Consider the following 22,540-nt stretch of genomic DNA (forward strand, 5'->3'; position numbering starts at 1 on the left):
AGTGCACGACGAGCCGGGGCCGCCCTCGGGCGGCCCACCACATGCTCAGGCGCGGATGCGACATTTCGTGCACGGCGCGCACTTTAGCAGAGAGATATAGGCATTCGCGGTGCGGGAGGACTATCGTGGAATCATGTTCGTCGTATTGCTGAACTACACCGCTCCGCAATCAGACATCGACGGCGCATTGGTGGATCACTATGAGTGGGTGACTCGACATTACGAGGCCGGTGACTTCATCACGACCGGTCATCGAACTCCGGAACCGGGAAGACCGTTGACCGGCGGCGTGCTCATAGCCCGTTCCATGACTCGGGGAAGGCTGGAGGCCATCCTCGCCACCGATCCCTTCGAGCTGCGAAAACTCGCGCGGCACGAGGTGATCGAATTCCAGGCGCTGCGCACGGTGCCGGAGATGGCGAAGTACGCGGACCAGCTCGTCCCCGCAACCGAATAGGCGTACGACATCGATCCGCGCCTGGGTTGACGCCGAGGTGCGGATCAGTGCGACTTCTTTCCCTTTGAGTCTTTCTTAGACTTCTTTTGCGCTTTCTTGACTTCGTGCTCTTTTGCGTCCTTCAACGCTTCGCGCAACACCACGATCGGGCACTTCTTGCACGGTGGGCGCGAATGGCAGCACTTTCGCTTGACCTTGATCGTTTTCTTGCTCACGCTGGGCTTCCCGCTGCCGGAGACGTCCGCTGGGGACCGGACGCCGTCAGCGTAGGGCCGGTGGGCCGCCCGTTGCGAACTCGATGCGGCCTGCGCGGGTGTTGCGCTCAACACCTGTCGTCGGGCCCGGCCGTCAAGTGCTCTACGCTGGAAGAGGCCGCGTGTCGACAACGCACCGAAGCCTTAGCAGTGTCGGGCCCGTGACGTGTCGGGCCCCGCCGTCCGTGATCGGTCGCCTTTCTTCGATGGGCGGACCGTGCCGGAACAACGGGGTCCCCGGAGCGCGGGTCCGCGCCGGGGCCGCGAGTTCCGCAGCGGCGGCAGCGGAGCCGTGGCAGCCCAGGTCGACAAGCGCCGCCGCCATGCCAGACCCGATCTTTGTCTTCCAACTCATGGAGTGCTCGCGTGCCCGCCACCAGCGTCGCCGAACCGAACCAGCGGATCCGTACCGATCTGCGCAACGTCGCGATCGTCGCGCACGTCGACCACGGTAAGACCACCCTGGTGGACGCCATGCTGCGGCAATCCGGCGCCTTCTCCGAACGTGCCGAGCTCGTCGACCGGGTCATGGACTCCAATGACCTGGAGCGGGAAAAGGGCATCACGATCCTGGCCAAGAACACGGCCATCCGGCGGGTGACCGAAGACGGCCCCGTCACCATCAACGTGATCGACACCCCCGGCCACGCCGACTTCGGCGGTGAGGTCGAGCGCGGCCTGTCCATGGCCGACGGCGTGGTGCTGCTGGTCGACGCCAGCGAGGGGCCGCTGCCCCAGACGCGGTTCGTGCTGCGCAAGGCGCTGGCCGCCAAGCTCCCGGTGATCCTGGTCGTGAACAAGGTCGACCGCCCCGACGCGCGGTGCTCCGAGGTCGTCGAAGAGGCCCACGACCTGCTGCTGGACCTCGCCTCCGAGCTCGACGACGGTGAGGGCTCGGTGGACATGGACGCCGTGCTGAACCTCCCGGTGATCTACGCCTCCGCCCGTGCGGGCCGCGCCAGCCGCACGCAGCCGACCGACGGCGACCTCCCCGAGGACGAAGACCTCACCGCGCTGTTCGACACCCTGATGGAGCACGTGCCCGCTCCGCTCGGCGACCACGAAGCGCCGCTGCGGGCGCTGGTGACGAACCTCGACGCGTCCTCCTTCCTGGGCCGGATCGCGCTGTGCCGCATCCACGCGGGCACGTTGAGCAAGGGCCAGACCGTCGGCTGGTGCCGCGAGGACGGCACCGTCGAGAAGGTGCGGCTCACCGAGCTGCTCATCACCGAGAACCTCGACCGCGTCTCCACCACCGAGGCCTACGCCGGTGACCTGGTGGCGATCGCGGGCATCCCGGACATCACCATCGGTGACACCCTGGCCGACCCGGACGACCCGCAGCCGCTGCCGCGGATCACCGTGGACGACCCGGCGATCTCGATGACCATCGGTGTGAACACCTCGCCGATGACCGGCCGCAACGGCGGCACCAAGGTCACCGCGCGGTTCGTGAAGAACCGCCTCGACGCCGAACTGATCGGCAACGTCAGCATCAAGGTCGTGCCGACCGAGCGCCCCGACACCTGGGAGGTCCAGGGACGTGGCGAGCTGGCGCTGGCGGTGCTGGTGGAGACCATGCGGCGGGAGGGCTTCGAGCTCACCGTCGGCAAGCCGCAGGTGGTCACCAAGACCATCGACGGCAAGCTCTCCGAGCCGTTCGAGCGGCTGACGATCGACGCCCCCGAGGAGCACCTGGGCGCGATCACGCAGCTGCTGGCCGGCCGCAAGGGCAAGATGGAGACGATGGACGGGCACGGCACCGGCCGGATCAAGCTGGACTACGTGATCCCGTCGCGCGGCCTGATCGGCTTCCGCACCGAGTTCCTCACCGAGACCCGCGGCACCGGCATCGCCAACCACGTCTTCGAGGGCTACTTCCCGTGGGTCGGCGAGCTGCGCACGCGGCACACCGGTTCGCTGGTCGCGGACCGCACCGGCCCGGTCACCAGCTACGCGATGATGCAGCTGGCGGACCGCGGCACGTTCTTCGTGGAGCCCGGCGCCGAGGTGTACGAGGGCATGGTCGTGGGCGAGAACCCGCGCGCCGAGGACCTCGACATCAACGTCACCAAGGAGAAGAAGCTCACCAACATGCGCTCCGCCACCGGCGACGAGCTGGAGCGGCTGGCCCGCCCCCGCACGCTGGGCCTGGAGGAGGCGCTGGAGTTCTGCTCCGGCGACGAGTGCGTCGAGGTCGGTCCGGACGCGATCCGGGTGCGCAAGATGGTGCTCGACAGCACGACCCGCGGCCGGGAGCGCTCGCGGGCGAAGGCTCGCGACAACGGCTGAGCTCCCCGTTCCACCTGAGCGGAAGCTGAGCGTTTCCACCCCGGTGTGCAGTGTTGAAAGGACGCGCGGAACCATGAGGGTTTCCGCGCGTCCTTCTTTGGGGGGACATCGCGCCCGCCTGGATTCGGCAACCGGGGACAAAGGGGAGGTTCGGCAGCGTGCACCAGGGTCGACGTCCGTTCACCGTGGTCAGCTTGCTGGTCACCATCGGGAGCTTGGTGGTGGCCTGCACCGACGCGCCGCCGCCCCCGCTGGTCGAGCCGCCTGAGCCCAGTCCGCAGACGGCTCCCTCGACGCAACCGATGCCGACCGAGGTCGTCGTCGGCGTCGACTCGCTGGAGGGCGGGTTCAACCCGCACACGCTGGCCGACCTGTCGCCGACGAGTTCGGCGCTGTCGAGCCTGATGCTGCCCTCGGTGTTCCGGCCCGCGCCGGACGGCACGCGGACGCTGGACACGACGCTGATGGAGTCGGCGGAGGTGCTGCCGGAGGCCGAGCGGTTCACGGTGCACTACCGGATCCGCAAGGAAGCGGCTTGGTCGGACGGTGCGCCGATCGCCGCCGAGGACTTCGTCTACCTGTGGGAGCAGTTGCGCTCCCAACCGGGCGTGTCGGATCCGGCCGGGTACCAGCTGATCGACGACGTGCAGTCCCGGGAGGGCGGCAAAGCCGTCGAGGTGACCTTCGAACGGCCCTACCCGGGCTGGCAGAGCCTGTTCACGAACCTGCTTCCCGCGCACCTGCTGCGGGACGCGCCGCGAGGCTGGACGACGGCGCTGGACAGCGGCTACCCGGCCTCGGGCGGGCCGTTCGCGATCCGGCAGGTCGACCTGCAGCGCGGCGAGATCATCCTGGAACGCAACGACCGGTTCTGGGGTCCGCCCGCGGTCTCCGACCGCATCGTGCTGCGCGCCAGCGACCAGGCCGGCCAGGTCGAGGCGCTGCGCAGCGGCGACAGCCACCTGGCGGTGTTCGGCGCCGACCGCTCGACGATGGCGGCGCTGCGCGAGCTCGGTTCCTCGGTGCAGGTCAGCACGGTGCCCCGGCCGGCCACGATGCAGGTGCTGCTGCGGCCGACCAGCGCCCAGCTCGCCGACGCGCGAGTGCGCAACGCGGTCGTGGCCGGGCTCGACCGGCAGGCGCTGATCGACGCGGGAAGCGGCGGCGGCCCCGGCGACCAGCTGCACGCGCACAGCCAGGTGCTGGCGCCGTCGGAACGCGGCTACACGCCCACCGAACCTCCCGGCGAGGACGGGCCGTCTCCGGAACGGGTGCGCCGACTGCTCACCGAAGCCGGATACCGGCACGAAGCGGGCGCCTGGACGAAGGACGGTCGCACGCTGAACCTGGTGATCGCGGCTCCGTTCGAGCACGAGCAGTACATCCGCATCGCCGAAGCCGCCGCGAAGCAGCTGCGGGCGCAGGACGTGCACGCCACCGTGGTCACGCCGACCAGCGATCAGATGTTCGGCGAGATGCTGCCGACGAACCCGCTGTCCGAGGAGCCCGGCGCGTCGAGCTCCGTCGACATGGCGATCGCGCCGCGGCCCGCCGACGGGGACCCCGCGGCGATGATGGCGGCCTCCTACGGCTGCCCCGGCGTCGACTCCGACGACCAGCCGTTCCCGTTCACCGCAACCGGGTTCTGCGACCAGCTGCTGCAACCGACGATCGACGCGGCCCTCAGCGGAGCGCTGCCGTTCGAAGAGGCCTCGGCGAAGGTCGAATCGGTGCTGTGGTCGCAGGCCGTGGCGCTGCCGCTGTACCAGCAGGCGCAGGTGCTGGCGTTCGGCCGCGAAGTGCGCGGCGTGCAGCGCGGCAACGGGCTCGCAGGCCCGTTCTCCACGGCAGCTCAATGGCAGGGCACCCCCAGCGACAACGACGGGTACTGAGGACTGGGCCCGTTCTGCTCGGGTGTGGCCCAGGGGATGTTGAGTGTTGCCTTCGGCGGCGGGGCTGTGGGGCTCCGCTGCCGGTCAGCAGGTGGGCCGGGGTGTCCTCGGCTCGCCGGGGATCGGAGGAGAAGTGGTGGAGACGGGGCGTTTGCAGCAGGTCGGGGTCTTCCACATGCGGCAGCGCATGACGTTGATGGTGAACCGGTACGAGATCCGCGCCGACGACGGGCAGGGCGGGGAAGGCGAACTGGTCGCGTTCGCGCAGCAGAAGCGGGTCGCGTTCAAGGAGCAGGTCACGCTCTACACCGACTCCGACAAGTCCGAGGTGCTGGCCGGGTTCCGGGCGCGCAAGGCGCTGGACCTCGCCTCCGGCTACGACGTGACCGACGCGGCGGGTGCGCCGATCGGGCTGTTCCGCAAGGACTTCCGCAAGTCCCTGACCCGTTCGACGTGGCACCTGGAGCAGCCGGGGCGCCCCGTCTGCACCGGCCACGAGCGGAGCAAGCCGATCGCGGTGCTGCGCAGGCTGTGGGAGTTCATCCCGCTGCTGGAGAACATCCCGTTCTTCTTCCCGTACCACTTCGACTTCGCCGTGGACGGCGAGAACGCGGTGTCGGTGGAGCGGAAGGTCTCCCTGCGGGACCGCTACGTGATCAAGATCGAGGACGAGCGGCTGGACCGCAGGCTGGTGTTCGCCCAGGCGATCGCGCTGGACGCGTTGCAGGGACGGTGATCCGTCCGGGCGGTTCGGTCCACCGGCACGGGTGAAGTTGATCCGCGCTGGTTGACAGGGCGCCTCCGCAGCCGCTCGACCACCGCGTGGAGGTGGAGACCGTTCCGATTAGGCTGGCCCGGTGACGCTGACGGCTCCACCCCGGCTGCTGCTGGTACACGCGCATCCGGACGACGAGACCCTCTGGACCGGCGGGACGATCGCGCGCTACGCGGCGCGCGGAGTGCAGGTCACCGTGGTGACCTGCACGCTCGGCGAAGAGGGCGAGGTCATCCCGGAGAGCCTGCGCGGACTGGCCGCGGACCAGGCCGATCAGCTCGGCGGCTACCGCGTCGGCGAGCTGCGGTCGGCCTGCGCGGCGCTGCGGGTGGCCGACCACCGCTTCCTCGGCGGGATCGGCCGCTGGCGGGACTCCGGGATGCTGTGGGAGGAACCGGGCCGAGCCGGGGCACTGCCCGCCGCCCACCCGCGCGCGTTCGCCGTCGGCGACCTCGCGGAGCAGACCGAGGCGCTCGCCGCCGTCCTGCGCGAGGTGCGGCCCCAGGTCGTGGTCACCTACGCCGCCGACGGCGGGTACGGCCACCCCGATCACGTGCGGGCCCACGACGTCACGATGGCCGCCGCGGCCGAGGTCGCGGACGTGCTCCGGGTGTTCCACGTCGTGCCGTCCCGCGACCGGCTCCGCGAAGGCCTGGCCGCGCTGGCCACGGCCGAGGCGCTGCCCTTCGACCTCCCCGGCGTCGACGACCTGCCGAGCGTGGCCGACGAGTCGATCACCACGGTGATCGACATCGCGGACCACCTGTCCGGCAAGATCCGCGCGCTGCGGGCGCACGGCACGCAGGTGCGGGTGTGGGTCGACGAGTGGAACAACGGCGAGGGCGTCGGCGCCTACGCGTTGTCGAACGACGTGGCGCAGCCCCTCTCGGACACCGAGCACTACGTGCTGGCCACGGGCGACCCGGCGGGTGGCGAGCACGACCTGTTCGGCGGGCTCGGCGTGAGCGGGACCGAACCGGTGGCGCCGCGGTGACGGGCTACGACCGGCTGGTGTTCGGATTCCTGCTGCTCGACGCCGTGGTGCTGGCGCTGGTCGAGCTGCTGTTCCTGCCGCTGTGGATCGGCAGCGTGCCGTTCCCGATCACCACGGCCGTCGCCGCCGTGACGACTCCGCTGCTGGTCTCGGCCGCGGGACGGCTCTCGGCGAGCAGGCGGGTCGCGGGCGCGCCGCTGGTGGTGTGGTTCGCGACGATCTTCGTGTTCGGCCTCTTCGGTCCCGGCGGCGACGTCATGCTGCTGGGCAACGATTGGCGGACGCTGTTGCTGATCGGTGCGGGAACGCTGCCGTCGGCGATGATGCTCGGGATCGTCCTGGGCAGGCCTGCGGGGAAGTAGCGAGGTGCGGTCGTGGCCGAGGTGTTGACCGATGAACGCGTCGCGGTGGTGCTGCGCCCGTTCGTGCGCGCCACCACGCCGCTGCTGGACGTGCTGCGGCAGTCCGACCCGTTCCGGCTGCGCGGCCGGTTCGAGGACACGGCGGCCGAGGTCCAGGCCGAAGGCGCCGCCCCGGCCGGCGAGGCGACGACGGGCGATGACCAGCCGCAGCGGAGTTCACCGCACGATGCCGGAGCAGCCGACGGCCCGGGCGAAGGCGCCGGATCAGCCGAGCGTGCCGGTGCAGGCGACAGCGCAGGAGCAGCCGACGGCGCAGGAACAACCGCCGGTGGCGCCGGGGTGGCCGACGGCGCCGACGCGGACGGCGGGCGCGCGGGAACCGAGCACGAGCCGGACAAGGGACCGGGCCTGCTGCAGAAGATGCTGCGGCAGCTCGACGGCATGCGGCTGCCGGGCAGCTCGACCTGGGACGCGATGGGCGTGGACGAGCGCTGCGATTGGTGGGCGCAACGAGTGGGGCGGCTGGTCGCGGTCGTCGCGGGCCTGCCCCGGTTCGGTGGCGCGCTCACCTCGCGGCTGCCGATCCGCAACGCGCTCGGCTTGGCGGGCCAAGGCCTGGTCCTGTCGGCCATCGCGGCCGAGCACGGCGTCACCGACCACCCCACGCGGGTGCGGCTGATCGCGAAGGTGCTGCTGGACCGCGACCTCGCCGAGGACGTCGCCTCCGGGGCGCGCGGCGGAGCGCAGGCCGAGGAGGACGCGAAGACCGCGGAGCTGACCGAGGAGCTCGACGCCGCGGAGCGCTCCGGCGGCTCCCGGCTGAAGGCGGTCGTGCGCACGGTGTGGCGAATGGCACGTGCGCTCTGGGTGATCGACTCGGAGTTGGACAAACGCCCGCAGGGCCGCTTCTACCACGAGTGGCTCGGCAACGTACCGATCGTCGGTGTCGTAGGTGGTTACCTGGGCGAACGTTCCGCGCTGCGGCGCATCGGCAAGCTCGGCGCGAAGTGGTTGCGGGCCGAAGGCCACGCGGTGACGCGTCGGTGATCTAGGGGTTTACGGCGTTTACCGTCGTGGGCGGGCCGTCGTATGGTCGAATCGGGTCCCGTGCGGCGGGACCACCTTGGCCCGCCGCGCCGGGGCCGGGGGATACTGTCATCGGCCGGGTAGCGGAAGCCTGGTCCGGATCGAAAACAAGCAGGAGAGCAACCGTGACCTACGTGATCGCCGAGCCCTGCGTCGACGTGCTCGACAAGGCATGCATCGAGGAATGCCCTGTCGACTGCATCTACGAAGGCGGGCGGATGCTCTACATCCACCCCGATGAGTGCGTCGACTGCGGTGCTTGCGAGCCGGTCTGCCCGGTGGAGGCCATCTACTACGAGGACGACGTCCCCGACGAGTGGGGCGCCTACACCAAGGCGAACGTGGACTTCTTCGACGAGCTCGGCTCGCCCGGCGGCGCGGCCAAGGTCGGCAAGGTCGAGAAGGACGTCGAGCCCGTGACCAGCCTGCCGCCGCAGGGAGAATGACCTCCGAGACGCATCCCGTGGACGGGGCGCACGCGCTGCGCGGCCCGCGACTGCCGGATTTCCCCTGGGATTCCTTGGCGGAGCAGACCGCGACGGCACGTGCGCATCCCGACGGGTTGGTGAACCTCTCGGTCGGCACGCCGGTCGATCCGGTGCCGGAGCCGTTGCGCGCGGCGCTGGCTTCGGTCTCCGACATCCCCGGCTATCCGGCCACGCACGGCACCCCAGAGCTGCGGGCCGCCGCGGTGGACGCCCTGCTGCGCAGGCACGGCGTGACCGTCGATCCCGCGGCGGTGCTGCCCACGATCGGTTCCAAGGAACTGGTCGCGTGGCTGCCGACGCTGCTGGGGGTGCGACCGGGCGACGTCGTCGCCATCCCGGACCTGGCCTACCCGACCTACGAGGTCGGCGCGAAGCTCGTCGGTGCCGAGGTGGTGCGGCTCGCCCCGGGCGAGACCCCGCCAGCCGGAACCGCGCTGGTCTGGCTCAACTCGCCGTCCAACCCGACCGGCCGGGTGCTCGACGCCGCCGAACTGGCGGCGTCGGTGCGGGCGGCGCGCGAAGCCGGGGCCGTGGTGGCCTCGGACGAGTGCTACCTGGAGCTCGGCTGGGAAGCCGAACCGGTGTCGGTGCTGCACCCCTCGGTGACCGCGGACCCCACCGGGATCTTGGCGGTGTACTCGCTGTCGAAGTCGTCGAACCTCGCGGGGTACCGCGCCGGGTTCGTCACCGGTGACCCCGACCTGGTCGGGCGCCTGCTGGAACTGCGCAAGCACGCGGGCATGATCATGCCGCGACCGGTGCAGCAGGCCATGACCGCCGCGCTGGCCGACGACGAGCACGTGGGCGTGCAGCGCGACCTGTACGCGGCTCGCCGCGCGGTCCTGCGGCCCGTGCTGGAAGCGGCCGGGTTCACCATCGAGCACTCGCACGGCGGCCTGTACCTGTGGGCGACGCGCGGAGCGGACGCCTGGGACACGGTGGGCTGGCTGGCGCAGCGCGGGATCCTCGTCGCGCCCGGCACGTTCTACGGCCCGGCCGGGCAGCGGCACGTCCGGATCGCGCTGACCGCCACCGACGAGCGGATCCAGGCGGCGGCGGACCGCTTGAGCTGAGCGCTCACACCTTCGCGGCAGTACCGCGCAGCTCCCGCCAGCTCTCGTGCCACTGCTCCCGGTGGGCGAGCCGGCGGGAGCGCTCGCGCTCGACCAGGCGACCGGCCACGAACGCGATCGCCGGGTCGGGAGCGGGGCCCCGGGCGGCGAGCAGGTCCAGCACCCGCCGTTCGGCGAGGCAGGCGTCCCGGTGTTCGCCGAGGACGTCCTGGAAGCGCTTCGCCGCGCCCAGCAGCTGCCGCATCGGTTTGCCGAGCACCGGTTCGGCGAGTTCCGCGGTGTAGCGCAGCCGTTTGCCGAGGATGCGCAGTTCGTGCAGCTCCGCGTCGGTCGGGTCGGTGCCGATCTCGTCGACGGTGCGCCGCACCCGCCGGTACTGCTTGGCGACCAGCGCGCGGAGCTCGCGCGGCCCGCAGTGCTCGACGTCCGAGGCGGGCAGCGGGCGTTGCACGGCGTCGACGAGCGCGTCGATCAGCGCTCGGTGGCGTTGCCCGTCCAGCGCGATCACCAGCGACTCCCGGGCGGCCCGGTGCTCGATCTCCAGCGGGCCGAACAGCAGGGCCGCGGATTCCCGTTGCGCCGCCTCGAAATCCGAGGCCTCGCCGCGCAGCCGGCCCAGCAGCACGTCCAGGTCGCGGACCTCGCCGAGTTCGCGGCCGAGCCAGCCCAGTTCCTCACGCAGCGGTTCCGACCAGCGCTGGTCGAGGAACGGTCCGGCGGACTTGAGCACCGCTCGCATCCGGCGGACCGAGACGCGCATCTGGTGCAGCCGCTCGGGTTCCTCGCCGCTTCGCGCGCCGGGCTCGTGCTCCAGCAGCGTGCGCAGCCGGGCGTCCAGCGCGGCGCGGACGTGCTGGGCGATCGGGTCGGTCCGGCCCGCCACCACGGGTTCTGGTGGCAGGCCGGACGTGCCGAAGGGGCGGTTCATACCACCAGTGTCACCGATTCCGGACCGGTGAACCCCCGTCGTTCGGTGGTCGAATCGAGCCGCGCGGCCGGTCAGTCGTTCGCGTGCAGCGCCGCGTTCAGCTCGACCTTGCCGCCGGAGCGCGGCCGGACCTCCACGGCGCCGGTGCCGGAGTTGCGCAGGAACAGCAGGCCGTTCGAACCGGAGAGCTCGCGAGCCTTGGTCAGCGTGCCGTCCGGCAGCGAGACCTTGGTGCCCGCGGTGACGTACAGCCCGGCCTCCACGACGCAGTCGTCGCCGAGGGTGATGCCGACGCCGCCGTTGGCGCCGATCAAGCAGCGCTCGCCGATGGAGATGATCTCCTTGCCGCCGCCGGAGAGGGTGCCCATCACCGAGGCGCCGCCGCCGATGTCGGAGCCGTCCCCGACGACCACGCCTGCCGAGACGCGGCCCTCGATCATGGAGGCGCCGAGCGTGCCCGCGTTGAAGTTCACGAAGCCCTCGTGCATCACGGTGCTGCCGCTGGCCAGGTGCGCGCCGAGCCGAACCCGGTCGGCGTCGCCGATGCGCACGCCGGAGGGCATCACGTAGTCGACCATGCGGGGGAACTTGTCCACGCTGTAGACGGTGACCGGGCCGCGCGCCCGCAGGCTCATCCGGGTGGCCTCGAACCCTTCGACCGGGCAGGGGCCGTGGTTGGTCCACACGACGTTGGACAGCAGCCCGAACATGCCGTCCAGGCTCTGCCCGTGCGGGCGGACCAGGCGGTGCGAGAGCAGGTGCAGGCGCAGGTAGAGGTCGTGGGTGTCGGCGGGCTGGTCGGAGAGCCTGCCGATCTCGGTGCGCACGGCGACGACGTCCACGCCGCGGGCGTCGTCGCGGCCGAGCAGCGCGGCCCCGGCCGCGCCCAGGGAGTTCGCCGCTTCCTCGGCGCTGAGCCGGGTGCTGCGGGATTCGCCGGGCTCGCCGAGCTTGACGGTGGGGAACCACGTGTCCAGCACGGTGCCGTCATCGGTGACGGTGGCCAGGCCGACGCCGTGGGCGCCGGTGGTCTGCGGGTCGGGTGTCTGCGCGCTCATGCGAAAAACGGTAATCGGCGCATTCCGGCACCGCCCTCCAGGGGTCGGCTCGTCCGGGCGCTCGTGCACTGTTCGTGATCGTGCGATTGCCCACCGCAGCGGCGAATTCCGCCGCGACCAGTGTCCATCGTGGACTTCCGGAGTGGCGTTGATCACTCCTGTGTCGCGGCGGCGGGCCGGACCGGCGGCCGGGTAGCCTGCCTGGGGTGACCGCGCCCTTGGATCTCCGTGCCGAGCCCGTCGAGCTGACCGCCGCGCTGGTGGACATTCCCAGCGTCTCCGGTGACGAGCGGCGCATCGCCGACGCCGTCGAGCACGCGCTGCGCACCCAGGCCCCGCACCTGGAGGTCGTGCGCAGCGGTGAAGCCGTGCTCGCCCGCACCCACCTGGGGCGGGACTCGCGGGTGCTGCTCGCCGGGCACCTCGACACGGTGCCGATCAACGACAACCTGCCGTCGCGCCGCACCGGCTCCGGCGACGACGAAGTGCTGCACGGGTGCGGAACCGTGGACATGAAGGGCGGCGACGCCGTCCTGCTGCACGTGGCGGCGACCCTGCCGGAACCGCGCCACGACCTCACGTTCCTGTTCTACGACTGCGAGGAGATCGCGGCCGAGCGCAACGGGCTCAACCGGATCGAACGGGACCTGCCGGACTGGCTGCAGGGCGACCTTGCCATCGTCGGCGAACCCTCCAACGCCACCATCGAAGCCGGCTGCCAGGGGACGCTGCGCGTGGAGATCCGCACCAGCGGCACCCGCGCGCACACGGCGCGCGCGTGGATGGGCGACAACGCCATCCACGCCGCCGAGCCGATCCTGCGGCGGCTGCTCGACTACACCCCGCGCGAACCGGTGATCGACGGCCTGCAGTACCACGAGGGGCTGCAGGCGGTCCGGATCGAAGGCGGTGTGGCGGGCAACGTCGTTCCGGACTCGTGCGTGGTGGCGGTCAACCACCGCTTCGCCCCGGACAAGTCCCTGGCCGAGGCGGAAGCCCACGTCCGCGAGGTGTTCGACGGCTTCGACGTGACCGTCGTCGACGCCTCCGGGGGTGCGTTGCCCGGCTTGGGGTCGCCCGCTGCCGCGGAGCTCGTCGCCGCGGCCGGTGGGGAACCGGTGGCGAAGCTGGGCTGGACCGATGTCGCGAGGTTCGCCGCGCGGGGACTGCCCGCGGTGAACTTCGGCCCCGGTTCGCCGACTCTGGCGCACACCCAGCAGGAGAACGTGCCCACCGCCGACATCCGCCACTGCGCCGACGTCCTCACCCGCTTCCTGCGCTGAGGCCGCCCCGCCGGGTCAGCGGCCGCTCGGTGAGCCGAGGTCCTGCGCGGGAGCTCCGGGCAGGATCCTGGCGTCGTGCACCGCAGGCATCCCCTCGACGTCCGGTACGCCCGCCGGTTCGGGGACCTGGGCGATCGCGTCCGGGGCCGTGTCCGGGGCTGCGGGCTCGTCCTGCGCCGTCGTGGCCTGCTGCGAGCCCTGGACGTGCTCGACGAAGCGGAGCAGCTCCACCGGGAACGGCAGGACCAGCGTCGAGTTCTTCTCCGCCGCGACCTCCACCACCGTCTCCAGCAGGCGCAGCTGGAGCGCGGCGGGCGCATCGGCCATGACCCCGGCGGCGTCGGAGAGCTTGCGCGAAGCCTGGTACTCGCCGTCGGCGGCGATGATCCGGGAGCGCCGTTCCCGCTCCGCCTCCGCCTGCCGGGCGATGGAGCGCTTCATCGACTCCGGCAACGACACGTCCTTGATCTCCACCCGGTCGATGTGCACGCCCCAGTGCAGCGCCGGACTGTCGATCATGACTTCGAGGCCCTCGTTGAGCCGCTCCCGGTTGGAGAGCAGGTCGTCGAGGTCGCTCTTGCCGATGATCGAACGCAGCGAGGACTGGGCGACCTGGCCCATCGCGAACAGGTAGTTTTCGACGTTCACCACGGCCCGAGCCGGGTCGGTGACGTTGAAGTACACCACCGCGTCCACCCGCACCGTGATGTTGTCGCGGGTGATGCCCTCCTGCGCGGGCACCGGCATGGTGATGATCTGCAGGTTCACCTTCCGCAGCCGGTCCACCACCGGAACGATGAAGGTGAGGCCCGGCCCGCGCACGGACTCCTGCAGCCGGCCGAAGCGGAACACGACTCCGCGCTCGTACTGCGTAATGATCTTCGCGGCGGAACCGGCGCAGAGCACGGCGATGGCCAGAACGATGACGAGCAGCTCGATGAGCATGGCGGCCCCCAACCTGGATCCGCGGCCTCGGTGCCGCCGACCTGCGCCGGACGGGCACCAGTCGGGTCGTCGTACTGCTCACGGTACGCCTCGGGTCCACCCCGGTCCGAGCGTTCCGCCGCAGGTCGGCGGGGCCATGGCCGCTCGGCGCGGCGAGTCCCGCGCCGACACGGCACCACGTGGTCACCGGCGCGGAACCCGGAGTTCTCCCGCAGGTGCTTACCCTCGTTCCATGACCATCGAGGGCTCACCCAACGGCGCGGAGCGCCCGCAGGAGAAACGACGCGGACCGGTCGTGCTGCGCCGCTCCCGGCTGCACGAATCGACGACCACCGACCAGCGCCTGCTGGACTCGCGCGGCCCGACCGACTGGGTGCACACCGACCCCTGGCGGGTGATGCGCATCCAATCCGAGTTCGTGGAGGGGTTCGGCGCGCTGGCCGAGGTGCCGCGCGCCGTGACGGTCTTCGGTTCCGCCCGCACCCCGCGCGAGCACCCGGAGTACGAGATCGGCAGGCGGCTCGGCGCGGCGATGGCCGACATCGGGTGCGCCGTCATCACCGGCGGCGGCCCCGGCACCATGGAAGCCGTCAACCGCGGCGCCTCCGAAGCGGGCGGGCTCTCGGTCGGACTCGGCATCGAGCTGCCCTTCGAGCAGGGGCTCAACCCGTGGGTTGATCTCGGGGTGAACTTCCGATACTTCTTCGCCCGGAAGACGATGTTCATCAAGTACGCCCAGGGCTTCATCTGCCTGCCGGGCGGCTTCGGCACGATGGACGAGCTGTTCGAGGCCCTCACCCTGGTGCAGACCAAGAAGGTCACCAAGTTCCCCGTCGTGCTGTTCGGACGTTCCTACTGGCAGGGCCTCTACGACTGGGTCCGGGACACCATGCTGGCGTCCGGCAAGGTCGGCGAGAAGGACCTGGCCCTGCTGCACCTGACCGACGACGTGGAGGATGCCGTGCGCATCGTGGAAGAGGCATATCAAGCATGGGAGGACGCGCATTGAGCGAGCAGGAGACCACCGGGGCAGCGGTGTGCGTGTACTGCGCATCCGGGCCGGTGGACCAGCGCTACCTCGACCTCGCGGCGGAGGTCGGCAGCGGCATCGCCAAGCGCGGCTGGACGCTCGTCTCCGGTGGTGGCCGGGTGTCCATGATGGGTGAGGTGGCCAGGGCGACCCGCGCTGGCGGCGGCCGTTCCGTCGGGGTCATCCCGCGCGCTCTGGTGGACCTGGAGGTCGCCGACGACGACGCGGACGAACTGCTCGTCGTCGACACGATGCGGGAGCGCAAGGGCCTGATGGACGCGCACGCCTCGGCGTTCCTCGCGCTGCCCGGCGGCATCGGCACCTGCGAGGAGCTGTTCGAGGTGTGGACCTCCCGCTACATCGGCATGCACAGCAAGCCGGTGGTGATCCTCGACCCCGACGGGCACTACCGCGGGATGCTGGACTGGGTGCGCGGCCTCGTCGCCGACGGGTTCGCCTCGCAGCGCTCGCTCGACGCGCTGACGATAGTCACCGAGGTGGACGCGGCACTCGACGCGTGCGCCTGACCGGCTGTCTTCGATCTCGAAGTGAGGTCGTCGTCTTGTCAGCGGCGGAGCCGCTGAGCAGTGACCACCAATGCAAGAAGACCAACCGCTGAGGTTCCGCTGAACGACCCGCTGCTCAAGCCGAGATCGAACACGGGCAGTACGGCGGCGTGCCAGGATCGGGGCATGACGTCTCAGCCCGCGATGCGGTTCGGTGACAAGGACGTGGCCGCGGACCGCGCGCTGGTCATGGCGATCGTCAACCGCACCCGCGACTCGTTCTTCGACCGCGGCGCCACCTTCGCCGCCGAGGCCGCGCTGGCCGCCGTGGACGCCGCGGTCGAGGACGGCGCCGACATCGTCGACATCGGCGGCGTCCGCGCCGGAGCGCAGGGCGAACGGGTCGACGCCGACGAGGAGTCCCGCCGGGTCGTGCCGTTCGTGGCCGCGGTTCGGCAACGGCATCCCGAGCTGGTCATCAGCGTCGACACCTGGCGCGGCGAGGTCGCCCGGCGGGTGTGCGAGGCGGGCGCCGACCTGCTCAACGACACCTGGGCCGGGGCGGACCCTGAGGTGGCGCGGGTCGCCGCCGAGTTCGGCGTGGGCGTCGTGTGCTCGCACACCGGAGGGCTGCCGCCGCGCACCGACCCGTACCGGGCGCGCTACTCGGACGTGGTCGCGCAGGTCGCCGCGGAACTGGTTGAACGCGCCGAGCTCGCCGTCTCGCTCGGGGTGCCGCGCGCCGGGGTGCTGATCGACCCGACGCACGACTTCGGCAAGAACACCTGGCACGGGCTGGAACTGGTCCGGCGGATCGGTGAGCTCGTCGACACCGGGTGGCCGGTGCTGATGGCGTTGTCGAACAAGGACTTCATCGGCGAGACCCTCGACGTCGAGGTCTCCGAGCGGCTGGAGGGCACGCTGGCGGCGACCGCCGTCGCGGCCTGGTCCGGCGCGCGAGTGTTCCGCGCGCACCAGGTCGCGGCGACCCGGCGCGTGGTGGACATGGTCGCCGCCGTCGCCGGGACCCGGCCGCCGAGCCAGGTGCTGCGCGCCCTGGCCTGACCGCGCCGGAGGGTCAGAAGGCGTCGTCGATCATGCGGCCGGTCGCGGCCACCGGCAGCGCCGCGTCGAGCTCGCGCAGCAGCGGTGCGAGCCGCAGCCAGCGGGACCGCACCCGCGGCCGGCTCGGGTACGGGCGGTTGATCTCCTGGGCGAGCTCGTCGATGCGCCACTGCGCCTCGTCGAGTTCGAGTCCGGTGGCGGGCAGCTGGTGCACCGCCTCGACCAGCGCGGCGATCCGCACCCGCAGATCTTCGAGGCCGGACCGGACGGACAGGGCGCTCTGCGGCGCCGGGTCGGCGTCGGGCTGGTTCCTGGGAGACGGCAGGATGACCTCCCGTTCGTCGATCGAACCGGGAGCGTGTCGTTCGCTGTCGTCGCGCACGCCGACCTCCTGCCTGCTCGTCGGCACGCGCCCGCGGGGGCGCGCCTGGTGATCCGCAGTGTGGGCCGCCGAACCGCCGCGATGAGTCCCTTGTGAATCGATCCACTCGTTCGGCCGAGCAATGCCCCACGAACGGGGCCGTGGTTCACCGCGGCCGATCACGAACCGCGATCTCCCGCGCCACCTCTTCGGACCATCGGCGCAGCATTCGTCCGAGGAGGCCGCCCGCCATGCGGGTGAGTGATCCAATTCACGCCTGGGAGAATCGGGAAAGGACCAACGGCCCCTTGTGCCCGGACGGTGACAGTGGTGGGAAATGACCGTAGAGTCGCTACCTGTGAAGGCTGATGCGCTCCGCGGCCACCTTGATGCCCTGCTGCTCGCCACGCTCGATGGCAGACAGCTGCACGGCTACGCGATCATCGAGGCGTTGCAGCAGCGCAGCGGTGGTGCACTGGACCTGCCGACGGGCACCGTCTACCCCGCGCTGCGCCGGTTGGAGCGCGCGGGCTACGTGAGCAGCGCGTGGAGCACGGTCGGCGGCAGGCAGCGCCGTACCTACCGCCTCACCCAGTCCGGAGTCGAGACGCTGCACTCGGAGCGCCGGGCGTGGCGCGAGTTCACCTCCGCCATCGAGGGCGTGCTCGAAGGCAAGGTCATCCCTTCCCAGGCCTCCGCCAAGACCTGACGCCAGCGCACGGACGGGTGATGCGACCGAGTCCGCGCACATCGAGGTCTGCTGCCGCCGAGCACGGGCGCCGTGCCACGATCGGAGCGTGGCTAGTGCGCTGATCTACCTGTTCGTCGTGCTCGTGGTCGCCGCGGTGATCTACCTGCTCGCTGCCCTGGTCTTCGGGCGGGGGGAGCAGCTGGAGGCGCTACCGCCCGGCGCGACGCCGACCAGATTGCCCGCCGTCGACGTCGAAGGCGCCGATGTGCGCTCGCTGCGGTTTCAACAGGTCGTGCGCGGGTATAAGGCTGCCGAGGTGGACTGGGCGCTGGAGCGGCTGGCCAACGAGGTCGACGACCTGCGCGGCCAGGTCGCCGTCCTGCAGCGGCAGCTGGACGTCGCGGGCGAGCAGCTGCAGCGGGCCCGGGCGGTGGACCGGGAGGAGTGAGTCGGGTGGGCAACGCGCAGCTACGGCTGGAGGTGCCGGTGCGCGCCGCACCGGAGCAGGTGTGGGCGGCGGCGACGGACTGGCCGCGGCAGGGCGAGTGGATGCTGGGCACCACGGTGCACGTGGTCAGCGGTGACGGTGGTCGCGGTACGACGCTGGCCGCGTTCACCGGACTGCGCGGCGTCGGCTTCCTGGACACGATGGAGATCATCGAGATGCGGGTGCCGCTGTGCTGCCGGGTGCGCCACACGGGGGCGTTGGTCTCCGGTGAGGGCGGCTTCCGGGTGATCGCGCGCGGCGAGTCGGACGAGTCGACGTTCGTGTGGTGGGAGGACCTCGCGACGCCTGCCGGGACCGGGATGATGTGGCCGGTGGTGCGGCCCGCCTTCACCTGGGGGCTGCGGCGGTCGCTGGACCGGTTCGCCGAGTTCTGCGCGGAGTACCCGGCTCTCGCCCGGTGAGCGAGGGCCGTCCGCCGCCGTCGAGCGGGGCGAACGGCCCTGGAAGGCTCAGTGGCCGGTGAAGTTCGGCTTGCGCTTCGCGACGAAGGCCGCCACCGCTTCGCGGTGATCGGCGGTCTGGCCCGCCTCGATCTGCGCGCCCGCCTCCACGTCGAGGGCCTCGTCGAGCCCCTCCGCCGCTGCGGCGCGCATCGTTTCCTTGATCCGCGCGTAGGCGCTGGTGGGGCCGGTGGCCATGCGTCCGGCGAGTTCCATCGCCGCCTCGGTGGCGTGGCCCGCGTCGACGACCCTGTTGACCATGCCGATGCGCAGGGCCTCCTCGGCCGCGACCGGCTCCGCGAGCAGCATCAGCTCCATCGCCCGCCCGTAGCCGATCAGGCGCGGCAGCGTCCAGGACGCGCCGGAATCCGAGGACAGGCCCACGTTGGCGAAGGCCATCAGGAACTTGGCGTCCGCGGCGGCGATGCGCAGGTCGCAGGCGAACGCCAGCGAGGCGCCCGCGCCCGCGGCGCTGCCGTTGACCGCGGCGATGATCGGCTTCGGCATGGTCGCCACCGCGCGGATCAGCGGGTTGTAGTGCTCCTCGACCGTCCGCAGTGGAGTGGGATCGTCCGACTCCAGCATCGCGATGTGCTCTTTGAGGTCCTGGCCCGCGCAGAAGGAACGTCCCGCACCGGTGACCACCACCGCCCGCACCGCGTCGTCGGCCGCGGCCTCGCGCAGCGCCGCGGTCAGCGCGAGCTTGAGCTCCACGGTGAGCGCGTTGAACGACTCCGGCCGGTTCAGCGTGATCAGCCGCACGCCACCGGTGTCCTGGGTCAGCAGTACATCCGACACTTCTCGCCCTTTCGTCGCTTGAGGTGTGCGGGCCGCGGGCACTCTGACCAGCGCATCCACAGTGGACTGCGCACGGGGAGTGCCGGCGCGATCACGGTGCGCATCTCGGGAACGGTCCTGATGGGACGGTCGACCGGAAATGCAGCAATGGCAGCACGACGCTCGCACGAATGGCCGTGCTGCGAGCCGAAAAGTCCCGAACATGCCCGCACGAAGGCTGAGTCTGCCACCCGCCGCCGGTATTCGACCAGCGCAAGAGCGACACGAGTTGATCGGTTCGGTTTCGCGGCTGCGTCCGGATGGGGGAGAATGGAACCGGACCCGACTGATTGTGGGCGATCAGCGGGTGGGAAGAGTTCACGGAGGGAGCACGCTATGGCGGCCATGAAGCCCCGGACCGGTGACGGTCCCCTCGAGGTGACGAAGGAGGGTCGCGGAATCGTAATGCGCGTCCCCCTTGAGGGCGGTGGGCGGCTCGTCGTCGAGATGTCGGTGGAGGAGGCAACGAACCTGGGCGAGGCCCTGGAATCTGTCACCGGCTGAGGCCGCTGCGCAAGCGATCGGCGTGCACCCGATCGTCGCCGGCCCTGGCATCCGAGGTCGATGCCGGGGCCGGTATCCGTGGAGTGGCCGAGACGGCCTTTTCTTTGAGTGCGGGAAGGATTTCAATCCGTGTCCGATTCCTCGGTGTTCGGCTCGTCGCGGACCCCGGAGCACGCGGTGCTCCCGGTGATCCCGACGGCACTGGTCGAAGTGGACGTGGTCTCGCGGTGGCGGGACGGCGTTCCGGCGGCGGTGCCGGTGTTCGACGGGGCCTCCGGGCCTGACCTGGCCGCGGCCGCCGAACCGTGGGGCGTGGACCCCTCGCTGCTGGAGGCGCTGGGCGTCACGGCCACCGTGGGCGATGTGCGCACGGTTCCGCTGCCGGACGGGCGTTTCGGCTGGGTGGTCGGCGCCGGTTCCGGCGTCGGCCGGTGGCGTTCCATCGGCGCGTCGATCGCGCGGGCGGCGCGCGCCCGGCTCGGCGAGGGCATCGCGGAGGACGACGCCGACCCGGCGGACCTCGGCGACGCGGCGGAAGCGGAGTACGTCCAGGTGCGGTTGCCCGCGGACGCCGATGCCGAGCTCGTCTCGGCGTTGACGCTCGGGTTGTCGCTGGGCGACTACCGGTTCCGGGTGTCGGCCGAACCGGCCGCGCCGCGGATGCGCAAGGCTTTATTGGTGGTGCCCGACGGGGTCGACCCGGCGGAGCTGCGCGCCGCCGCGGCCCGCGCGCACGAGTGGGCCGCGGCGACCTCGTTGGCCAGGGACCTGGCCAACGCACCTTCGAACGTGAAGAACCCGGTGTGGCTCGCCGGCGCGGGCACCGAACTCGCGGGACCGCTGCCGGGTGTCACGGCGACGGTCCGCGACGAGAAGTGGTTGGCGGACAAGGGCTTCGGCGGTGTGCTCGCGGTCGGCGGCGGCTCGGTGAGCCCGCCGCGGCTGCTGGAGCTGACCTGGCGGCCGGAGGGCGTGAAGTCCGGCCCGCACCTGGTGCTGGTGGGCAAGGGGATCACGTTCGACACCGGCGGGATCTCGATCAAGCCCGCCGACGGGATGCACTTGATGCGCACCGACATGGCCGGTGGCGGCGCGGTGCTCAGCGCACTGCTGTCCATCGCCCGGCTGCGGTTGCCGGTGCGGGTGACGGCGCTGGTGCCGTCCGCGGAGAATCACGTCTCCGGCAGCAGCTACCGGCCGGGCGACGTGGTGCGCCACTACGGCGGCAAGACCACCGAGGTCGCCAACACCGACGCCGAAGGCCGGATGGTGCTCGCGGACGCGCTGGCCTACGCGGTGCAGCGCCACGAGCCGGACTTCATCGTCGACGTCGCCACGCTGACCGGGGCGATGAAGGTCGCGCTGGGGCTGCGCACCGGTGGACTGTTCGCCACCGACGAGAAGCTGGAGCGCGCGCTGCGCGAGGCCGGCGAGCGCGTCGGCGAGTCCTGGTGGCGGATGCCGCTGCTGGAGGACCACGCCGCGGACGTGCAGGGCGAGCTCGCCGACGTGCGCCAGGCGCCGCAAGGACCGGGTGGCATCACGGCCGCGTTGTTCCTGCGCGAGTTCGTCGGCGCGGTGCCGTGGGCGCACCTGGACATCGCCGGGCCGGGGCGTGCGGACAAGGCCTACGACGACGTCGTCCCGGGCGCGACGGGATTCGCGGCCAGGACCCTCGTGGAGCTCGCCGCCTCGCTGGCCGAGTGACACCGCTGATGTCCGAGTGATCCCGTGGCGGGCGTGATCCGCCGCGGGATCATTCGCATCCGGCCGGTGGGTCTCCGCGGGTGATCGCGTGCTCGCGGAAGGCGTGCACGGCGGGAGGCGGGGTGCGGTGGGCCGGCCAGGCGATGCCGACGGTGCGGTGCGCGGCCGGGCTCAACGAGATCTCCGCGGTGCCCGCCACCGCACCGCCCAGCGCCCTGGGCAGCACGGTGACGCCGAGACCCGCCGCGACCAGTCCGCGCACGGTGTCGACCTCCTCGCCCTCCCACGCGGTCCGCAGCGCCACGCCCGCCGCGCCGGCCAGTTCGGTGACGATGCGCCGCAGCCCGTAGCCGGAGCTCAGCAGCGCGAAGTCCTCACCCGCGAGGTCGGCCAGCCGGACGCTCGTGCGCCCGGCGAGGCGGTGGTCGGTGTGCACGACCGCGACCAGTTCGTCGCGCGTCACCGGGCTCGCCTCCCACTCCGGGCCGGACGGCATCGGCGAGACCAGGCAGAGATCGAGCCTGCCGTCCCGCGCCCCGGTCAGCAGCTCGTCGCGCGCACCTTGGACCAACCGGAACCGCACTCCGGGATGGTCGGTCCGGAAGCTCCTGATGAGTTCGGGAACGAGGGCGCCGCCCATGGTGTGCTGGAAGCCGAGTGCCACCCGTCCCCGGTCCGGATCGAGTTCTTCCACGACTTCGCGGCACCGGTCGGCCAGTTCGCGGTAGGCGTCGTCGGCGGCGGCAGCCAGCTTCGCCCCGGTGCGGGTGAGCCGCACGCCGCGCCCGTCTCGCGTCACGATCTCGGTCCCGAGGCGATCGGCGAGCCGGGCGAGGGTGCGGCTTACGGTGGGTTGCGGGATGCCGAGCCGGTGGGCCGCCCGTGTGAGATGCCCCTCCGCCGCGACGGTGCGCAGCAGGTTCAACGTCGGGGCCAGATCCGCGGTGAGCTGGGCGGCGTCCAGCGATCCATCTGATTCATGCGTCACGGCATGGATTGTCGAT

At 71.4% G+C, this 22,540-nt stretch carries 25 protein-coding genes; 18 read left to right on the forward strand and 7 right to left on the reverse strand.

Annotation, left to right across the window (positions count from 1 at the left end; translation table 11 throughout):
* The first annotated feature begins 133 nt into the window (after positions 1-133).
* Positions 134-457 (forward strand): YciI family protein, encoded by a 324-nt coding sequence (locus BJ969_RS02540; protein WP_184476936.1) that lies wholly within the window; start codon positions 134-136, stop codon positions 455-457.
* 44 nt (positions 458-501) lie between these two features.
* On the opposite strand, the gene BJ969_RS02545 is transcribed toward BJ969_RS02540, so the two are convergent.
* A complete protein-coding gene (locus BJ969_RS02545) occupies positions 502-672 on the reverse strand; it encodes a hypothetical protein (protein WP_184486131.1) in 171 nt (56 codons plus the stop codon).
* 405 nt (positions 673-1,077) lie between these two features.
* Here BJ969_RS02545 and typA point away from each other — a divergent pair, with 405 nt between their 5' ends.
* From typA to dapC, 8 genes are all read left to right on the forward strand, one after another.
* On the forward strand, positions 1,078-3,003 hold the full coding sequence (typA, locus tag BJ969_RS02550) for a translational GTPase TypA (RefSeq protein ID WP_184476938.1): 1,926 nt from the start codon (positions 1,078-1,080) through the stop codon (positions 3,001-3,003).
* A 158-nt stretch (positions 3,004-3,161) separates the two neighbouring features.
* Positions 3,162-4,895 (forward strand): ABC transporter family substrate-binding protein, encoded by a 1,734-nt coding sequence (locus BJ969_RS02555; RefSeq protein WP_343071182.1) that lies wholly within the window; start codon positions 3,162-3,164, stop codon positions 4,893-4,895.
* Positions 4,896-5,031: 136 nt separating this feature from the next.
* The gene (locus BJ969_RS02560) at positions 5,032-5,631 is read left to right on the forward strand and encodes an LURP-one-related family protein (RefSeq protein WP_343071183.1); all 600 of its coding nucleotides are present in this window, start codon (positions 5,032-5,034) and stop codon (positions 5,629-5,631) included.
* A gap of 121 nt (positions 5,632-5,752) precedes the next feature.
* On the forward strand, positions 5,753-6,664 hold the full coding sequence (mshB, locus tag BJ969_RS02565; protein WP_184476940.1) for an N-acetyl-1-D-myo-inositol-2-amino-2-deoxy-alpha-D-glucopyranoside deacetylase: 912 nt from the start codon (positions 5,753-5,755) through the stop codon (positions 6,662-6,664).
* The gene (locus BJ969_RS02570; protein ID WP_184476942.1) at positions 6,661-7,026 is read left to right on the forward strand and encodes a hypothetical protein; all 366 of its coding nucleotides are present in this window, start codon (positions 6,661-6,663) and stop codon (positions 7,024-7,026) included. Before mshB ends, BJ969_RS02570 begins: the two co-directional genes overlap by 4 nt.
* A 12-nt stretch (positions 7,027-7,038) precedes the next feature.
* Positions 7,039-8,073 (forward strand): hypothetical protein, encoded by a 1,035-nt coding sequence (locus BJ969_RS02575; RefSeq protein ID WP_184476944.1) that lies wholly within the window; start codon positions 7,039-7,041, stop codon positions 8,071-8,073.
* A 164-nt stretch (positions 8,074-8,237) separates the two neighbouring features.
* On the forward strand, positions 8,238-8,558 hold the full coding sequence (gene fdxA, locus BJ969_RS02580) for a ferredoxin (RefSeq protein WP_184476945.1): 321 nt from the start codon (positions 8,238-8,240) through the stop codon (positions 8,556-8,558).
* Entirely contained in the window at positions 8,555-9,673 is a 1,119-nt protein-coding gene (gene dapC, locus BJ969_RS02585; RefSeq protein WP_184476947.1) for a succinyldiaminopimelate transaminase, read from the forward strand. The genes fdxA and dapC overlap by 4 nt, the downstream gene beginning before the upstream one ends.
* Positions 9,674-9,677: 4 nt before the next feature.
* Here the strand turns inward: dapC and BJ969_RS02590 are convergent, their stop codons facing one another.
* Positions 9,678-10,601: a CHAD domain-containing protein gene (locus tag BJ969_RS02590; protein ID WP_184476949.1), complete on the reverse strand. Its 924-nt coding sequence runs from the start codon at positions 10,599-10,601 to the stop codon at positions 9,678-9,680.
* A 71-nt stretch (positions 10,602-10,672) separates the two neighbouring features.
* Entirely contained in the window at positions 10,673-11,659 is a 987-nt protein-coding gene (gene dapD, locus BJ969_RS02595) for a 2,3,4,5-tetrahydropyridine-2,6-dicarboxylate N-succinyltransferase (RefSeq protein WP_184476951.1), read from the reverse strand.
* A gap of 206 nt (positions 11,660-11,865) precedes the next feature.
* Here dapD and dapE point away from each other — a divergent pair, with 206 nt between their 5' ends.
* Positions 11,866-12,942 (forward strand): succinyl-diaminopimelate desuccinylase, encoded by a 1,077-nt coding sequence (gene dapE, locus BJ969_RS02600; protein WP_184476953.1) that lies wholly within the window; start codon positions 11,866-11,868, stop codon positions 12,940-12,942.
* Between the two features lie 15 nt (positions 12,943-12,957).
* Here dapE and BJ969_RS02605 read toward each other — a convergent pair whose 3' ends face one another.
* Positions 12,958-13,887, reverse strand: a complete 930-nt coding sequence (locus tag BJ969_RS02605; protein WP_184476955.1) for a slipin family protein — start codon at positions 13,885-13,887, stop codon at positions 12,958-12,960.
* Positions 13,888-14,119: 232 nt separating this feature from the next.
* On the opposite strand from BJ969_RS02605, the gene BJ969_RS02610 reads away from it, so the two are divergent.
* From BJ969_RS02610 to folP, 3 genes are all read left to right on the forward strand, one after another.
* A complete protein-coding gene (locus BJ969_RS02610) occupies positions 14,120-14,896 on the forward strand; it encodes an LOG family protein (protein ID WP_184476957.1) in 777 nt (258 codons plus the stop codon).
* Positions 14,893-15,444 (forward strand): LOG family protein, encoded by a 552-nt coding sequence (locus BJ969_RS02615; protein WP_246456660.1) that lies wholly within the window; start codon positions 14,893-14,895, stop codon positions 15,442-15,444. Before BJ969_RS02610 ends, BJ969_RS02615 begins: the two co-directional genes overlap by 4 nt.
* Before the next feature lie 165 nt (positions 15,445-15,609).
* A complete protein-coding gene (folP, locus tag BJ969_RS02620; RefSeq protein WP_246456661.1) occupies positions 15,610-16,488 on the forward strand; it encodes a dihydropteroate synthase in 879 nt (292 codons plus the stop codon).
* 13 nt (positions 16,489-16,501) lie between these two features.
* On the opposite strand, the gene BJ969_RS02625 is transcribed toward folP, so the two are convergent.
* Complete coding sequence (locus tag BJ969_RS02625) at positions 16,502-16,870, reverse strand: hypothetical protein (protein ID WP_184476961.1); 369 nt, start codon at positions 16,868-16,870, stop codon at positions 16,502-16,504.
* Between the two features lie 337 nt (positions 16,871-17,207).
* On the opposite strand from BJ969_RS02625, the gene BJ969_RS02630 reads away from it, so the two are divergent.
* From BJ969_RS02630 to BJ969_RS02640, 3 genes are all read left to right on the forward strand, one after another.
* On the forward strand, positions 17,208-17,558 hold the full coding sequence (locus BJ969_RS02630; protein WP_184476963.1) for a helix-turn-helix transcriptional regulator: 351 nt from the start codon (positions 17,208-17,210) through the stop codon (positions 17,556-17,558).
* Between the two features lie 88 nt (positions 17,559-17,646).
* On the forward strand, positions 17,647-17,988 hold the full coding sequence (locus tag BJ969_RS02635) for a DivIVA domain-containing protein (RefSeq protein WP_184476965.1): 342 nt from the start codon (positions 17,647-17,649) through the stop codon (positions 17,986-17,988).
* A 5-nt stretch (positions 17,989-17,993) separates the two neighbouring features.
* Positions 17,994-18,449 (forward strand): SRPBCC family protein, encoded by a 456-nt coding sequence (locus BJ969_RS02640; RefSeq protein WP_184476967.1) that lies wholly within the window; start codon positions 17,994-17,996, stop codon positions 18,447-18,449.
* 48 nt (positions 18,450-18,497) lie between these two features.
* Here BJ969_RS02640 and BJ969_RS02645 read toward each other — a convergent pair whose 3' ends face one another.
* A complete protein-coding gene (locus BJ969_RS02645) occupies positions 18,498-19,286 on the reverse strand; it encodes an enoyl-CoA hydratase-related protein (RefSeq protein ID WP_184476969.1) in 789 nt (262 codons plus the stop codon).
* A 375-nt stretch (positions 19,287-19,661) separates the two neighbouring features.
* Here BJ969_RS02645 and BJ969_RS02650 point away from each other — a divergent pair, with 375 nt between their 5' ends.
* Positions 19,662-19,829: a DUF3117 domain-containing protein gene (locus BJ969_RS02650; protein WP_184476971.1), complete on the forward strand. Its 168-nt coding sequence runs from the start codon at positions 19,662-19,664 to the stop codon at positions 19,827-19,829.
* Between the two features lie 129 nt (positions 19,830-19,958).
* Positions 19,959-21,536: a leucyl aminopeptidase family protein gene (locus tag BJ969_RS02655; protein ID WP_343071184.1), complete on the forward strand. Its 1,578-nt coding sequence runs from the start codon at positions 19,959-19,961 to the stop codon at positions 21,534-21,536.
* A 49-nt stretch (positions 21,537-21,585) separates the two neighbouring features.
* On the opposite strand, the gene BJ969_RS02660 is transcribed toward BJ969_RS02655, so the two are convergent.
* Complete coding sequence (locus BJ969_RS02660) at positions 21,586-22,524, reverse strand: LysR substrate-binding domain-containing protein (RefSeq protein WP_184476973.1); 939 nt, start codon at positions 22,522-22,524, stop codon at positions 21,586-21,588.
* Positions 22,525-22,540 lie beyond the last annotated feature (16 nt).

Origin of the sequence: Saccharopolyspora gloriosae (genome assembly GCF_014203325.1) — a bacterium.
In the GTDB taxonomy this organism is placed as follows: domain Bacteria; phylum Actinomycetota; class Actinomycetes; order Mycobacteriales; family Pseudonocardiaceae; genus Saccharopolyspora_C; species Saccharopolyspora_C gloriosae.

Coding starts and splice junctions, on each gene's coding strand:
- BJ969_RS02540 (WP_184476936.1), top strand. CDS start 134: ATGTTCGTCGTATTGCTGAACTACACCGCTCCGCAATCAGACATCGAC.
- dapC (WP_184476947.1), top strand. CDS start 8,555: ATGACCTCCGAGACGCATCCCGTGGACGGGGCGCACGCGCTGCGCGGC.
- BJ969_RS02590 (WP_184476949.1), bottom strand. CDS start 10,601: ATGAACCGCCCCTTCGGCACGTCCGGCCTGCCACCAGAACCCGTGGTG.
- dapD (WP_184476951.1), bottom strand. CDS start 11,659: ATGAGCGCGCAGACACCCGACCCGCAGACCACCGGCGCCCACGGCGTC.
- BJ969_RS02605 (WP_184476955.1), bottom strand. CDS start 13,887: ATGCTCATCGAGCTGCTCGTCATCGTTCTGGCCATCGCCGTGCTCTGC.
- BJ969_RS02610 (WP_184476957.1), top strand. CDS start 14,120: ATGACCATCGAGGGCTCACCCAACGGCGCGGAGCGCCCGCAGGAGAAA.
- folP (WP_246456661.1), top strand. CDS start 15,610: ATGACGTCTCAGCCCGCGATGCGGTTCGGTGACAAGGACGTGGCCGCG.
- BJ969_RS02650 (WP_184476971.1), top strand. CDS start 19,662: ATGGCGGCCATGAAGCCCCGGACCGGTGACGGTCCCCTCGAGGTGACG.